Consider the following 15,772-nt stretch of genomic DNA (forward strand, 5'->3'; position numbering starts at 1 on the left):
CGAATGACATCCCTTGCGTGCTCATGCCTGCAATCTTGTCCAAACTCAATTTTCCTTTTCCACCTTCACCAATAATGCAGATGGGCTCTACCGGCAGGTGCCGGCGCCCGGCCTGGTGCGGATCAGGGGGAGGAGGCCGGCATGGACGAGTTATTGCAGCACTACGAGCGTGAACTGGGAACGCTGACCGCGCACAACCAGGCATTTGCCCGGCGTTATCCCGCCATCGCCGGTGCGCTGGGCACCATGGGTGGCGACTTGGGAGACCCGCACGTTGCGCGCATGGTGCAGGCGTTTGCCATGTTCAACGCGCGCACGGCCAAGCGATTGGAGGATGGTTTTGGCGTGTTCAGCGAAACTTTGCTAGAAGTTAATTTCCCCCACTATCTGCGCCCCTTTCCTGCCTGTTCCATTGCGCGCGTCGATAACGACGCCGGGACGGCGACCGAAGTGGCGATCATTCCACGCGGCACCATCATGCATGCGGTGGAGCATCAGGGTGTCGCCTGCAAGTTCACCACCGCCTACGATGTTGCCGTGGCACCGCTGCGCCTGGCTGAGGTGCGCTTCCAGCCCATCATGTCAACGCCCACTGCGCTATGCCTGGCGCCGGACTTGGGGGCGGCGATCAGCATCACGCTTGAAGCGACCGGTGCTGCGTCAACGCTGGAGGCAATCAAACTGCCGGTACTGCGCCTGTTCCTGGATGGCGAGCCAGCGCTGTGCGCTGCGGTGCGTGACAGCCTGTTCATGCGCGCGCCCTGTGCCTGTGTGGAAGTGCGCGATGATAGCGACGCGGGAATCTGGCAGGTGCTCGAGGTGTTTCCCGTGCGCCCGGCTGGTTTTTCTCCCGAGGAAGCATTGCTTCCGCTTCACGCTGTCTCCCATCCCGCCTACCGCCTGCTGGGCGAATGGTTTGCCTTCCCGGAAAAATTCAATTTCATTGACCTCGACCTGGCCGCGCTGCAGCTCCACCTCCCACCTGACTGCCGGCGTTGCACAGTGCATCTGATGCTCGCTGGCGTGCATGCGGATTCGGCCGTCGCACGCAGCTTGCGGCCCTTGTCGACCAGGCATTTGTTGCTGGGATGCACGCCTGTCGTCAACCTGTTCCACCAGGCCGCCAGTCCCATCCGTCTGACGCAGACGAGTGCCGAGCATGTATTGTTGCCATCGGTCCGGCAGGCGCATCTGTATGACATCCACAGCGTCGATAGTGTGACTGTCCTCAGCGAAACAGCGGAGGGCAGCGCGCTCGATGCCTTTCACCCGTTTTACTCGATGTGCCATGGCGAGGCCGGCGGGCGCCTGGGGCGCTACTGGGTCACCCGGCGCGACGAGAACATGGCGCTGAGTAATCCCGGCTACGACATGCGCATCGCTTTTGTCGATGGCGCCATGCAGCCCTTGCACGACACCACGCAAACGGTTTCGATCATGCTTACTTGCAGCAACCGTGACTTGCCTGGCCGCCTGGTGTTCGGCAGCGCAGCCGGTGACCTGCACCATGATGGCGTGGCCAGCGCCTTGCCCGTGCGCCTGCTGCGCAAGCCGAGCGCGCCAAGCCGTTTCCCCGCAGGCGCCGCTTCCCATTGGCGGCTGATCGCGCAATTGTCGTTGAACCATCACTCGCTCAGCGAGCAGGGTTTGCCGCTTTTCAAGCAGATACTGGAGCTGTACAACTTGCCGGGGTCGGCCAGCGCCGCGCGCCAGATCGCTGGCATCACTTGCTTGCGCCAGCGGGCCGCCAGTACCTGGCTGCCGGACGCGGCGGGGGGCAGCCTGGTGTTTGGTATCGATGTCTTGCTGTCCATCGATGAGGAAGCTTTTGTCGGCAGCGGCTTGCACGCGTTTGCGCAAGTCATCGAGCATTTTCTGAGCTTGTATGTGCACATGGGCTCGTTTACCAGGCTGACCGTACTGTCGCATCAGAATGGAAAGGAGTTGCTGTGCTGCCTGCCGCGCAATGGAAACCAGGCGCTGGTGTAATCGCGCGCCTGCTGGAAGAACCGTCCCGCACCGATTTTTTTCAGGCGGTGCGGCTGCTCTGCGTCTGGCTGGTGCAGCAGGGCATACCGCAGGAACAAGTGTTCCGTGATTGCCTGCGATTCCATGGCAGTGATTCGCTATCGTTTGCCCCTGCCGAAATCGAACAGCTGTGGCTGGCGGCCGACGATGACGGTGGGCGGCAGGTCCACGTGCAGGCGGCCATGATCGGTTTCCTGGGCGTGCATGGCACCTTGCCGCTGCATTACACGGAAATGCTGGCCCGCCATGAGCGGCTGAAGGGCGACGGCGCTCCTCGCGCCTGGCTCGATACGCTGTCGCAACGGGCGCTGGCTCTGTTTTACCAAGCCTGGGCTCGCTACCGCATCGATTGCCAGACGGATGCCGATGGTGGCGATTTCCTGCATCTGCAGCTGGCGCTGGCGGGCACCTGGCCAGCCGAGCTGGCCAGACAGCCGGGCGGCTTGCCAGCGCATGTGCTTGCCCATTACGCGGCCCTGCTGCGCCACCGGCCGGTGGCTGCCGAGGTGATGCGGGCGGTGCTGACACAGTATTTTGGCGTGCCGGTGCAGTTGCAGCGCTTTATTGGCGCCTGGTTCCGGCGTGCGCCGCAGGAGCGCAGCTTGCTCGCTATCGCGCACGCGGGGCTGGGGCAGGGCGCCATGCTGGGTGAGCGCTGCCGGCGTGCCGACTTGCGCGTTCGGCTCATCCTCGGGCCGTTGACGCGTCATGCCTATATAGATTTTTTGCCGGGCCGGCCAGGTGCCGTGGCCTTGCGCCAGATGCTGGGATTGTTTGGCTTGCCCGGCGTGAGTTTCGAGATACGGCTGGTACTGCGGCGCGACGCGGTGCCTAGCTGCATCCTGGGCCAGGGCGCCAGCCTGGCGGAGGATGCCTTTTTGGCCAGCAAGCTTGCCGACCGTGACCGTGACGACATGCATTACGACATCCGCTTCGACGGCTCCGCCTGAGTTCGCCGTGAAATCGAGGCACCGAGTGCAATGCAGCGCTGACTGCTGGAAGGAGCAAAACATGGACGACTTTGCGCAATGGCTGGCCGTAGACAAGGCCCTGACTGCGGCTAACCGCCCCTTGCGGCTGCGCCTGGCCTATCCGGATGGGATCAACGACGATGTTTTGCTGCCGCAGCGTATCAGCGGCAGCGAGACCATCTGCGGCGGTTTCGAGTACCGCATCCTTTGTGTCGCCACGCAGGTGCAGTTGCCGCTGAAACAATTCATCGCCGTGCCGGCCGAACTGCAGATCGTGACCGATCGGGGACAGCTGCGCAGGGTCTGCGGCATCGTGGCTGAGGCGTGCGCAGGGCAGAGCGATGGCGGGCTGGCAACCTATCAGCTGGTGCTGCGTGACGGCTTGGCCGTGATGGAAAAGCGCATCAATACGCGGGTGTTTCGCAACAAGCACGAATTGCAGATTGTCCAGATCCTGCTCGACGAATGGCGTCAAGGCAATAGCGTGCTGGCCGCCAGCCTGGACTGCGCCATTGATCCGGCGCTGGCCGCCCGCACTTTGCCAGCGCGCGATTTCACCATGCAGCACAACGAATCCGATGCGGCCTTTATCCGCCGCTTGCTCAGTCGCCGCGGCATTGCCTGGTGTTTTCAGGCGGGTGCTCCGGGCAGCCAGCACGCCGCTTCCACTCCCGTGCATACCCTGCTGTTGTTCGACGACGCCAGCCGCCTGGTGGAAAACGCGGCCGGCCAAGTGCGCTATCACCGCGATGATGCTACTGAGGAAAGGGATACGGTGACGGGCTGGAGTGCCGTACGCCGCTTGCAGCCAGGAAAAGTCGAGCGCCATAGCTGGGATCATGGCCACCCGCACAGTCCACAGTTCATGAGCACGCAATCGTACAGTGGCGCGGAGCAAGGCGAGAATGGCAATCGCCTGGCCGCCAGCCTCAATGACTATATCGTGGGGACGCCGCTGGCAGGTAGCGCCAGCGATGATCTGCGGCAGTTGGGACAGCTGGCGATGGCACGCCATGATCTGGAGAGCAAGTGTTTTCAGGGCGAGGGCTGCGTACGCGACTTTTGCGTGGGACAGTGGTTCAGCCTGGCAGGACATGCGGAGATCGACATGCACCCGGCGGCCGAGCGCTGTTTCGTTATTACGGCCTTAAACGTATCGGCCAGCAACAACTTGCCGACAGGATTGGATGCGCGGGTGGAACGCCTGTTTGCGCAGAGCGGCTGGCAGTGCGATGCCGGTGCCGTGCGGCAGCAGACGGTCAGCGATGCCCAGTCAGTCCTGCGCTATCGCAATCGTTTTACCTGTGTCCGGCGCGGCATTGAACTCGTGCCGGGTTTTGATCCGCGCAGCGACCTGCCGCAAGTCCGCCTGCAAAGCGCGCTGGTGGTGGGGCCTGCCGGTGAAGAGGTGCACTGTGATGGGATGGGACGGGTCAAGATCCGTTTCGGCGCCACGCGCGCGCAAGATCACGCGCATGCCAACGGTTCGGGCGCCTCCGACACGGAGCGCGATTCCGCCTGGGTGCGCGTGGCGTCCAGCTGGGCCGGCAACGGACCTGGGCCTGGACAGCAGTGCGGTACCTTGAACTTGCCGCGCATCGGCTCGGAAGTGCTGGTCGACTTCGTCGGCGGCGATCCGGACCGGCCCATCATCGTTGGTCAGCTATACAACGATGTGGGCGTGCCACCCGCGCTGAGTGCGCGCGGCAGCCTGCCGGGCAACCGATATTTGTCTGGCATCCGTAGCCGTGAAGTGCGGGGTGGTCGCGGCAACCAGCTGTGCTTTGACGATACGCCCGCGCAAATCAGTGCGCAGCTGGCCAGCGACCAGGCGGCCACCCAATTGAACCTGGGTTGCTTGACATCGCCGCGCAGCGACGGCGCCGGCCAGCAGCGCGGCGATGGTTTTGAACTGCGCAGCGATGCCAGCGGCAGCGTGCGCACGGCCCGCTCGCTGCTGATTTCGGCCTGGAAACAGCTGGGCGCCAGCGGCAAGCAGCGCGACAGCAGCGAGCATGCCGCCGTGATGAAGGAGTGCCTGGAATTGTTTAGCTCCTTGGGTGAGTTTGCCGCCCAGCACCAGGCGCTGGCGCTGGACGCAGCCGGCAGTGAGGCGCTGGGAAGCGCCATTGCGGCCGACCAGCCAGTCATCAGCATCACGGCGCCCGACGGTTTGGCGCTGAGCACGCCCAAGACCATCGCCAGCAATGCGGGTGCAAATATCGACATGGTGGCCCAGCAGCATTTGCAACTGAGCGCGGCGCAGCGCTGCAACGTCAACGCGGGCAAGGGCATTTCCCTGTTCGCGCACAAGGATGGCATCGTGCAGGTGGCCCATTTTGGAAAATTCCTGCTGCAAAGCCAGCACGACTTGATACAGGCAGATGCCGCCAAGGAAATCCGCCTGACGGCAGGCACCCGCCTGGTCGGCATCGCACAGGACGAGATCACTTTCATGACGGCGGGAGGCGCATACCTGAAGCTGTCTGGCGGCGCGGTGGAGCTGGGCGGGCCGGGCGCGCTGACTGTCAAGACAGCTGGCCACCACTGGAATGGCCCCGGCAGCATGAAAGGCGAACTGCCCAGCTTCAGCGAAGGCGACCTGGGCCGTGTGCCGCGATTGCTGCGCCCCACCGACGGCCTGCCTGTTGAAGGTGCGGAAGTGCACATCGAACGCGAGGGCGACAGTCCGCTGACGGGCGTCAGCGATGCCGATGGGCGAGGGCCGAAAGTGCAGACCGACCATCTGCAAAGACTGAAAGGCTTTTTCTTCCGCCGCCGTTCCTGATTCCACTGCACCGGAGAGCGCACCATGTCATTTGATACTCACCCACCGCTATGCGACGACCCGGAAATCGATATCCTGGGGGAGTTTTCCTGTAGTGCCAATTTCCGGCATAGCGACCACAATGCGCTGCAACAACTACCGCTGCCAGGCATTATCATTTTTGTCCACGGCGTCAACTCCGATGGCGAGTGGTACCAGGCGGCGGAGGACGGCCTGTGCAGCGGCCTCAACGAGCGCCTCAAGCGTTCCTGCCACCATTTGCAGCACCTTGGCGTGGAGGGGGGAGAGCTGAAGGCAGTCAGCTACGGCGCCGAAATCACGGAGGACGGCTTTCTCAATCCGGAAACGTCGGCCGACACCTTGATCCACGATGCGGGAGCCTTTTCGCCTGTGATTCGCTTTCGCTGGGGCTACAAGGCCTGCGGCGAGGAACTGCAAAAGTACGGCAAGGGCATCTATCTGAACGAGGAGGATTATTGGGGCGGCGGGCCGTTCGCCAATGGCTGCAGCGCGCTGGCGGATTTGTGGAAGGATGGCTTGAATGACGGACTTTTCTTGTGGAACAAAATCCAGCATCTGAATCCTTTCCCGGAACGGCAGGTGTTCAGCTGCCCGCCCCGCCCGTATTTCGTGCTGGCCGCCTACCGCCTGGCCTGGCTGGTCGAATCCATTCGCCAGCAACAACATGATGCGCCAGTCACCATCGTTTGCCATAGCCAGGGGACCATGGTGGCGATGGCGGCGGCCTTCCTCGGCGCGCGCTTGCCGGCGGTGCAGTCGATCGCCTGCGTCGCTGACAACTATGTGATCTGCAATTCGCCATACAGCCTGCGCGACAGCAATGGCACGGAAAATTGGGTGGAAAGCAATTTGCGCGCAGCCAATGGTTCGACAGGCAGGGTGACGGGCCAGGCGCGTATCGAGACCTTGAAGAATTTCTTCGACATCATCCGCAAGCAGGCTGGCCTGGGACTATTGCAGACGGATGAACGGATCAATGCTTGCATGGCCAATTCTCAACATGGCTTTAGCGCCGACGTGGACCGGGAGGCCTATGGCATTGCGGGCGAAGGCCGTGGCGGCAAGAAATCATCGTACGGCAGGGTAACGGTCTACTGTAATCCACACGATCAGGTGGTGTCGTCTGTTGCCATACAAGGCATAGGCTGGCGTGGCCTGTCGGGACCGCCGGGCAAGGAGAGCAAGAACCCTGACGAGTTGGCCGCCACCCATGCGCAAGGCGTCTATGTGCAGCGTGTGTTTGCGCAAGGCTGCACGGTGGGCAAGATGGGCCACTACCATTACTGGGCTGATCATTGGCGCAAGCCCAAGGCTGGTGGCAGCGATTTCTGGTTTCCAACCCAGAAATATGCGAGCTACTTCGTCAAGCAAGGCATAGCCGCCAGCGAAGGCGTGCTTGCCGTGTTGCTGACCGTGGCCGCCGCACCGGTGATGATTGTTGCCACAGGCCTGGCCAGAAGTCCTGCCAATGCCTCACCGGATGAACACTGGCAAATCGAACTGAGCGCTCCTGCATTACCTGCAACCTTTACACCGCAGTCCCTGCGCTTTGGCGTCAAGAGCGAGCAGTTTGATGAAGGCTATGCCCCACCCGGCGAGTCGCGGCAGAAGGGTAAGCCGCGCGCTTCCGGCGAAGATTACTCTGTCGACCATGAAATTCCACCTGGCGGCTTGCAAGGGCAAGAAGGCAAGAGCGAAGCCAAACGGATGGACAGCGCCAAGGGCACGGCGGAAGACGAGATGCGTTTGAAATACGAGCAGCGGGCGGTGATACGCAACCTGGCGCAGATCGAAAATAAAAGCCCCAGCGGGCAAAAAGTGCAGCAAGAGCTGCGCAATGCCACGCCAGACGCCGACTACCTGAAATGGCGCGGCACGCGCATTGAAGAAATGATGGCCAGCCAGGTCGACGCCTATGCCACCGACCATTCCAGCATCATGACCAACCCCATGCACGCGGAGCGGGCGCTCGCGTACGACGTGGCGGTGGGCGAGTGCCGTATCAAGCCGGACCAGTTGCGCAAGTTGCGGGTGGCGGCGGATTGGAGGTTGTTGAAAGCACTATACAGAAGCGACGCTGCTAAGTGTTTTGAAGAGTACTTCAATGATGGAAAATTCTCTGGTTTGACCACGGCTCAATGGGTTAAGACAGCGGGCGGAGGAGGTGAGCTACCTATGTTCATCATTGATATACGAGAAAATCCTGTTCCTGGATCACTTCCCAATTCTGGCGAAAGGGCATTTGAATAAGTCGATATTAATACTTGCCTTATCGAATTTTAACTCACTTGTAGTAGGATTATCTACGGGAGTCTTTTTATGTCTAGATCTTTTTTTCTATCTTTGCTCGGCGTATTTTTGACTGTCTTAGTTCTGTCTGCGTGCGCGCGCATGCGTACATCTACAAACATAAAGATTTCATCTAATTCAGTTATTACTACCACGCCTGAAAAGTTACCATATATGGCCCAGGTTGTTGGATTGCAATGGCTGAATCCTCTGCAGCGTAAGGACTATCCAACAGAGTGGCAGTTGCTTTGGGCGCTGGGGTTAGCGAGGCCAAATTTGAACGATGATATGCTTAAAAAAAGACCCGAAAAATACTCCAGATTACAAAGCATTGCCTCGGTTGCAATAGGAAATGAGGGGGCTGAGAGTTTCGATGGCTACCATGAAAAATATGTCAATGAGTTAATGAATCTATTCCATGGAAACTATTACTCTGATCCGGAATATTTTTATAACGTTCATTCAGCCGAAGATAAATCACGCTGGCGTGAACTGGCGGGCATCCACATAGAGTATGCTTTGCCGGAAGGTAAACTGAATTCAGTCGAGACGACGGAATTCGTTCGTCAGCGTGTTGCAAGAACTTTTAGCATCGGTAACATCCACGCTCCCACCCTCTGGACCCGTTCCACCCCACCCGACGTCCGCGTCACCATGGGCGGCCCCAACGCCGGTTTTACCTCCTTGGCCGCAGCGCTTGACTATCTGCAAAGCCATCCCAAAGAAACCGTATGGGTCATGAACTGGGATGCGCCCAGCCGGCCCAAGGACAGGCAGATCAACGAGAATCTGGTGCTGCTGGTGCTGGCCGGCCCCGACTACAAGACGGAGCGCGCACCGCTGGCGTGGCTCGGCTATCCGAGCACGAAACGGGCGGCTGATTTTGAGGTGAAAAAGGGTGAGCCGCCGCGCCTGGTGCAGGCGTGGGCGGCCGCCATCGACGATGCCGCAGGCAAGGCCAATAAGACGGATACCGAGATTGGCTACGTCATTCACGATGCCGGCAATACGCACCAGGACGCGTCCGAGCGCCTCGGCGCTTTGGCGCAGACGCTCACCCTGCAATTGCCGGAATTCGACCTGCTCAAGCAAAGTTTCAATCTGACGGCGGTGCTGGGCGAGACGGGGGCCGGCACGGCGCTGACGAACGTGGCGCTGGGCATCGCTTACGCACACCATTTCGGCAAGCCCGTGCTGGTGGCAGGCACCAGCAATTTGACGGCGCCAGTGGCGCTGGTGGTGGCCCCGCCGGCCGTCGTGCGGCCGATCCAGGCCGACAAGCCATGGTTCCGCGCGCGCGGTGGCAACCACGCCTATCTGCCATGGTGGGGCTTGCGCCATGATGCGCCGGAATACTACCAGGGGTTTTCGCAATGATTCATCTCATCACTTCAAAGGAAGCACCATGCGCGGCGTGATCCGTTTGAACGACCCCACCAGCCATGGCGGCAAGGTGGTGGGTGCCGCACCGAACAGCACGGTGCTGGGCGTGGCGGTGGCGCGCAAGGGCGACCCTTGCGTCTGTCCGATCAAGGGCCACGTGCGCTGCGTGATCGCCGAGGGCGATCCGCAGGTGCTGATCAATGGCATCCCCGTGGCCTTCGCAGGCCACAAGACCAGCTGCGGCGCCAGCCTGATGTCCACCGTAGGCAACAGCGGGCGCGGCTAGTGAAGGTTAATCCACGCTGGCGTCGATGGCGATGCCCAGCTTGCCGACAATCTCATCGACATGGCTGGCATCGATGATGTAGGGCGGCGCCAGCAGGATGTGGTCGCCGTGCAGGCCGTCGATGGTGCCGCCCATGGGGTAGCACATCAGGCCGGCCTGCATGGCGCGCGCCTTGATGCGCGCGTGCAGGCGGCGGGCGGGGTCGAACGGATGCTTGCTGGCGCGGTCCCGCACCAGTTCCAGGCCCAGGAACAGGCCGCGGCCGCGGATGTCGCCCACGTGCGGATGCTCGCCGAAGCGCTGCTGCAGCCGCTCCTGCAGCAGGCTGCCCATGGCGCGCACGTTGGCGAGTAGATCGCGCTCCTCGATCTGCCGCTGCACCGCCAGCGCGGCGGCGCAGGCCGTGGCGTGGCCGATATACGTGTGGCCGTGCTGAAAGAAGCCCGTGCCGGCACGGATGGTGTCGCGGAGGTCGCCCGACACCATCACGGCGCCGATGGGCTGGTAGCCGGCGCCCAGGCCCTTGGCGATGCAGATGAGGTCGGCCGTGACGCCTTCCTGCTCGCAGGCGAACAGCGTGCCCGTGCGCCCCATGCCGCACATGACTTCGTCGAGGATCAAGAGGATGCCGTGGCGCTGGCAGATGTCGCGCATGCGCGCAAAATAGCCGGCGACGGCGGGCAGGGCGCCGGCCGTGGCGCCCACGACGGGTTCGGCGATGAAGGCCATGACATTTTCCGCGCCCAGTGCGGCGATGTTGTCCTCCAGTTCCTGACCCAGGCGCGCCACATAGTCGCCGTCCGTTTCATTTTCCTGCTGCTCGCGCCAGGCGTAGCAGGGCGACACGTGGGTAACGCCCATCAGCAGCGGCTCGAACTGCTGGCGGCGCCAGGCGTTGCCGCCCGTGGCCAGCGCGCCCAGGGTATTGCCGTGATAGCTCTGGCGGCGCGCGATGACGTGGCGGCGCTGCGGCTGGCCCCGCTCGACGAAATACTGGCGCGCCATCTTCAACGCGCTTTCCACCGCTTCCGAGCCGCCCGAGACGAAATACACGCTGTCGATGCCGGCGGGCGCGCGGGCGACGAGAAAATCGGCCAGCTCTTCCATGGGGGCGCTGGTGAAAAACGAGCTGTGCGCGTAGGCCATGCTGGCGATCTGCCGCTGCACGGCGGCGATGACGGCCGCATCCGAATGGCCCAGGCACGAGACGGCCGCGCCGCCGCAGGCGTCCAGGTAGCGCTTGCCGGCCGCATCGATCAGGTAAGGGCCGTCGCCACCGGCGGCGACAGGATAGCTGGTACTCAAGCTGCGGTGGAAGACATGGCTCATGGCATCACTTTCATTCGGCAGGAGGGAAGGCCGATTATAGGATGCGCCGTGCCGAATTGCAACGATTGATGTGTTTGATATTAATTTACATCATTTGATGTATTTGCATAAGCGCCCAGCGTCCGCAATTGCTTTTCCGCCGCGCCGATGGCTTGCACGGCGCCTGGGCCTGCGCGCGCCACCAGCAATTCCGCCAGGCTTTCCACGGCGGCGATGCCGGCCACGATGGAAGGGAAAAACGAAGGGCTGTCGACGGCGATGACGATGCTGGCGTCCGCCTGCAGGGCCAGCGGCGAGATGGCGCTGTCGCTGATGGCGATGAGCTGGCAGCCGGCCTGGCGCGCCGCCTGCGCCACCAGCAGCGCTTCGCTGGAATACGGCGCGAAGCTGATGACGACGACGGCTTCGCCCGCCTGCAGGGCGCGCAAGTCCATTTCCAGGGTGCCGCCCTGGCCGCTCAGCAGCTGCACGCTGGGGCGCAGCAGCCGGTACAGATAGTGCAGGGTGTAGGCGATGGGATGGGCAGCGCGAAAGCCAGCCACGTGCACGCGCGGCGCCGCCTGCAGCAAGGTGGCGGCAGCGTCCAGGGCCGCATGGTTGGCGCTTTCCGTGGCGGCCAGGTTGCGTTGCTGCACCGTGAAGACTTCGGTGACCAGATTGCCGTCCTTGCCGGCCAGCGCACCGGCTTTTTCCGCGTAGCCGCCTGGCCCCGCGCGCAGGCGTTCGACGAAGATGGCCTTGAGTTCCGGCCAGCCGGCGAAACCCAGCTGCTGCGCCAGGCGCACGAGGGCGGCCGACTGCACCTGGGCCCGCGTGGCGATGCTGCGCATCGACGAGACCGCCACCTCGTCCGGATGGTCGACCAGGTAGCGCGCGCCGGCCTGGAATTGCGGACTCAGTTCGGCGTAGCGTGCCTTGATCAGGGCCATCAGAGCCGCATGGGGGTCGTGGGGTGTCGCTGCCTGCATCGCCGTGCTTTCAATCAATGGGTTGCGGCGATGGTACAGGATTCGTCAGCGCGCCGGTAGCGGCACGCCTTGCGCCAGCGCGCCCGTGCGGGGACGCAGCCGGGCAAACAGGTGGGGACCGGCCAGCTGGCGGCGCGGTCCCGTCGTCAGCACGCGCAGGGCGGTGGCCAGGGGCACGTCGTGGCAATGCAGGAACAGGGCGGCGGCGCCCGTGCCAGCCATTTCCTGCAAGGCCAGCGCATGCTCGACCAGCGCCGCCGTGCGCATGTCGAGCCGCATGGGTATGTCGGGCTGGAATAATTGTGCATCGATGGGCCGTGCATCGCGCATGGTGCTGCCGCCGAATTGGATGGTCGAGCTGACAGCATAAAAGCCCCGCGTTTCGCCACCTTGCGCTAAATCAATTCCAACGGCGAACAGATGCCACAAGGCAAAAAAACGCCAACCGTTGCCGGCTGGCGCTGAAAACCCTCGCAAGGAAGAAAAACCTGAATATCAACGACGTTTCGACGCCTGAGAAAACCACCGCGAGCGGCAGTGCTGTGCGGCCGAGAAGCGCAGCGGCACGGTCGTGCCGTGAGCATCGCCGGCCGTACAGCGCGCTGCGCAGCCGGTTTGCTCAAGTGTTGTTACTGACGCTAAAAACATCCAGGGGAGGCGCCGTGCCGACGACAGTACGCATGGTATGGCGAGGCACGGCAACAACGCCCCCGGGTGTTTTTAGAGGCTCCAGCGCAGGGACAGACCGACGACCTTGTCATAGCGGCGCACGTCGCGCACATACTCCGGCGAGTCGTGGTAGTCGTGGTAGGTCGAATCGAGCAGATTGTTGGCGTCCAGCGTGACCGTCATGCTCGGGTTGATCTTGTACGAGACCGATGCGTCCAGGGTTTTCGTTGGCGCCACGGTCAGGTGGATGCCCTTGCCGCGGTAGTTGTAGTCGTCGACATATTTGTCGCGCCAGCTGTAGGCCAGGCGCGCCGACCACGGGCCCTGCTCGTACAGGCCGACGACGTTGGCCGACCATTTCGACATGCCCGTGAACGGGTGCGAATTGCCATCCATCTCTTCCAGTTCGCCCTTCATGTAGGTGGCATTCGCCTGCAGGCCCAGGCCGCCCAGCCAGCCAGGCAGCTTGTCGTAGAACTGCTGGTAGGCCATTTCCATGCCTTGCAAATGCCCTTTCGAGGTATTGCGCGGACGCGTGATGTCGTACTCGATGCCGTTATACGTTTCCTTGGCCGAACCGGACAGGATGTAGTTCTTGAAGTTGTGGCGGAACACGGTGGCCGTCACGGAGCCGGTCGGGGCGAAATACCATTCCAGCGCCAGGTCGACATTCTTGCCTTCCACCGGTTTCAGGTCGGGATTGCCGCCACCGCCGGTCGGGCGCACCATGTCCAGGCTCTGGCTCAGGGTCACGCCCGGATTGAAGTCGGCGAAGTTGGCGCGCTGGATGGCCTTGCCCGCCGTCATGCGGCCTATCAGGTCCTGGCGCAGCATGGCTTTCAGGGTCATGCTGGGCAGCACATCCGTGTCGGACGTTTTGACCCGCACGGGCGAAATGACGCCGTTTTGCGAGGAGTTGCCCTGCAGGTCCTGCTTGGTCTGCACCACGCGCACGCCCAGGGTGCCATCGAAGGGCACGGCGCCCACATCAAAACCGATGCGCGCCTTGCCGTACACGGCATTGGTCTTTTCCACGTCCTGGAAGTGCGTCAGCGGATCTTCCGGGCTGCGTTCGCTGCTACCGGTAAACAACTGGCGCAGCATGGCTGTGTTATTGAGCATGAAATCGCGGCATGGCGTGATCCAGCTTTGCAGGCCGAAATTGCCCGTGTTCTTGTGCGAGGTGCATGCCAGGCCGGGAATGCTGTCAGCCGTGATGGGGGACGCCAGGCCGCCTTGCACGTTCTTTTCGCGGATCGATTCGGCCTTGCGCTTGGCCATGCGCACGCCGGTGGAAAACTCGCGGAAGAAGCCCGTGCTGTCCATGTCATAGATGGCGTTGGCGCGCCAGTCGGTCGAGCTGCCTTCGTCGTGGCTGTGGTTATCGTAGAAGCCCAGCAGCGTGTAGTTCTTCGGATCGGCCATGTCGTAGCCGGGGTAGCTGATCTGCGCGCCGCCGTTCACATTCGTGCTGCCGACCACGCTGGTCGGATGGGCGAGGAAGTCGAGGATGGGGAATTCGCGTTCGAAGTTGCTGACCGTGCGCGCCAGTTCCGTCGTCACGCGCAATTGCGGCGTGACATCCCAACGCGCGCCGATGGCGCCTTGCGAACCGATCGAGCGGTCGCGCCGCGCCTGGGTCGAACCGAGGGTGAATGGCGACCATGGGCCGTCGATCTTGCCGACGGTGCCGGCCTGGTTGGTGCCGGGGATCAGGCTGATGTCCGGATTCTGACCCCATGGCAGCGAGCCGACGAAGAACTGGCTGTCGAACGCATGCTTGATCAGGGTCGACATGCCTTCGGCGTAGATTTCCACCTGCGAGTTCGGGCGCCACTGGAAGGCGGCGTTGGCGGCGTAGCGCTTGCGGTCGCCGACGGTCGGAATCATGCCGACGGAATCGGGCCCCGTGATGTTGCCCGCTTCCGGACGCGCCACCGGTTCGGCGTTCCAGATCGTCTCGTCATAGTATTTGCTGCGCTGGTAGGACAGGCCGACCAGGGCGCCGATTTCGCCGTACTGCGTCTTCCAGCGGTTCGAAACCATGCCGCTGACGTTCGGATCGGTGGAGCCGGATTTGTCGCGGTGCTCGACGCGCGTGTTCACCGACGAGGTGAAACCCTTGAAGTCGAACGGGCGGTTGGTGCGCACGTCGATCACGCCGGCCGTGCCGCCCTCGACCATGTCGGCGCCCTGCGATTTGTACACGTCCACGCGCTGCAGCATGGCCGTCGGAATGTCGGCCAGGTACAGGCTGCGGCCCACCGAGGTAAACATCTCGCGGCCGTTAAGCAGGGTTACCACGCCGGGCAAGCCGCGGATGATGACGCCGCCCGCTTCGCCGCCTTCGCGGCGCACCTGCACGCCCGTCACGCGGCCGAGGATTTCAGCGACGTTCTTGTCGGGGAATTTGCCGATTTCGTCGGCGACGATGGAGTCGACCACCTGGTCGTTGTTCTTCTTGATCGTCTGCGCGCTTTGCGCCGCGCGGCGCACGCCGGTGACGGCTACCACGGCCATGCCCGAGGTATCGGCTGGCGCTTCGGCCGCCACTTCCGGCGCCGCCGCCTGCGTGCTTTCCAAGGTGGCCGGTTCGACGGCGGGCGCCTGCTGCGCCCAGACGGACGCGCTGCTCAGCAGCCCGGCGCCGGCCAGCGCGGCCACCGTGGCCTTCAAGGTCAAGCGTGTGTTTTGCCGGGACGTGGGGGTGCCCGTTGCTATCCATTGGTTCATCTTGTCTCCACCTGTATTTTAGTTATGTTGAGAACGCTGCGGCAGCCGCCGCCAGAGCTGAAACTTGCTCAAGAATCATGGTATGGGGAATGACTTTGCCCCACAAATCACTTCTTTTGCGATGTCAATATCAATTCCGGTATCCCTGCTGCATTCATGCGCCCTAGCGGCAGGCGCGCGAACGTCACGCTGGCGCGCCAGCGTTGCAAGGTCTCCACAGGGCTGAAAAATAGTTTTGTATTTTTTGCGGCTGGCCGCGTTGAGGTGGTGATGCAGCGGCGCCAACGACGCGCGCCGCCATCCCACT

10 protein-coding genes are annotated in these 15,772 nt (G+C 62.6%); 6 read left to right on the top strand and 4 right to left on the bottom strand.

What is annotated here, in order from left to right:
* The first annotated feature begins 141 nt into the window (after positions 1-141).
* The 6 genes from tssF (at position 142) to JaAD80_RS15675 (ending at position 9,766) form a co-directional block, all read left to right on the top strand.
* Entirely contained in the window at positions 142-1,989 is a 1,848-nt protein-coding gene (gene tssF, locus JaAD80_RS15650) for a type VI secretion system baseplate subunit TssF (RefSeq protein ID WP_102295313.1), read from the top strand.
* Positions 1,950-2,978, top strand: coding sequence for a type VI secretion system baseplate subunit TssG (gene tssG, locus JaAD80_RS15655; protein ID WP_102295315.1), 1,029 nt, complete (start codon positions 1,950-1,952; stop codon positions 2,976-2,978). Before tssF ends, tssG begins: the two co-directional genes overlap by 40 nt.
* Positions 2,979-3,039: 61 nt before the next feature.
* Entirely contained in the window at positions 3,040-5,787 is a 2,748-nt protein-coding gene (locus tag JaAD80_RS15660; RefSeq protein ID WP_102295317.1) for a type VI secretion system Vgr family protein, read from the top strand.
* Positions 5,788-5,811: 24 nt separating this feature from the next.
* A complete protein-coding gene (locus JaAD80_RS15665) occupies positions 5,812-8,058 on the top strand; it encodes a DUF3274 domain-containing protein (protein ID WP_146012404.1) in 2,247 nt (748 codons plus the stop codon).
* A 213-nt stretch (positions 8,059-8,271) separates the two neighbouring features.
* Positions 8,272-9,474, top strand: a complete 1,203-nt coding sequence (locus tag JaAD80_RS15670) for a hypothetical protein (protein WP_258003015.1) — start codon at positions 8,272-8,274, stop codon at positions 9,472-9,474.
* Between the two features lie 28 nt (positions 9,475-9,502).
* Positions 9,503-9,766 carry a PAAR domain-containing protein gene (locus JaAD80_RS15675; protein ID WP_102295318.1) on the top strand — a complete coding sequence of 88 codons (264 nt, stop codon included), beginning with the start codon at positions 9,503-9,505 and terminating at the stop codon, positions 9,764-9,766.
* A gap of 6 nt (positions 9,767-9,772) precedes the next feature.
* On the opposite strand, the gene JaAD80_RS15680 is transcribed toward JaAD80_RS15675, so the two are convergent.
* The 4 genes from JaAD80_RS15680 to JaAD80_RS15695 all read right to left on the bottom strand — a co-directional run bounded on the left by JaAD80_RS15680 (position 9,773) and on the right by JaAD80_RS15695 (position 15,465).
* Positions 9,773-11,095, bottom strand: coding sequence for an aspartate aminotransferase family protein (locus JaAD80_RS15680; RefSeq protein WP_102295320.1), 1,323 nt, complete (start codon positions 11,093-11,095; stop codon positions 9,773-9,775).
* Between the two features lie 80 nt (positions 11,096-11,175).
* Entirely contained in the window at positions 11,176-12,063 is an 888-nt protein-coding gene (locus tag JaAD80_RS15685) for a MurR/RpiR family transcriptional regulator (protein ID WP_102295321.1), read from the bottom strand.
* A 45-nt stretch (positions 12,064-12,108) separates the two neighbouring features.
* Positions 12,109-12,393: a hypothetical protein gene (locus JaAD80_RS15690; RefSeq protein WP_146012405.1), complete on the bottom strand. Its 285-nt coding sequence runs from the start codon at positions 12,391-12,393 to the stop codon at positions 12,109-12,111.
* Positions 12,394-12,783: 390 nt separating this feature from the next.
* Positions 12,784-15,465: a TonB-dependent receptor gene (locus JaAD80_RS15695; protein ID WP_102295325.1), complete on the bottom strand. Its 2,682-nt coding sequence runs from the start codon at positions 15,463-15,465 to the stop codon at positions 12,784-12,786.
* Positions 15,466-15,772 lie beyond the last annotated feature (307 nt).

The sequence above is a fragment of the Janthinobacterium sp. AD80 genome (assembly GCF_002878455.1).
Taxonomy (GTDB): Bacteria; Pseudomonadota; Gammaproteobacteria; order Burkholderiales; family Burkholderiaceae_D; genus Janthinobacterium.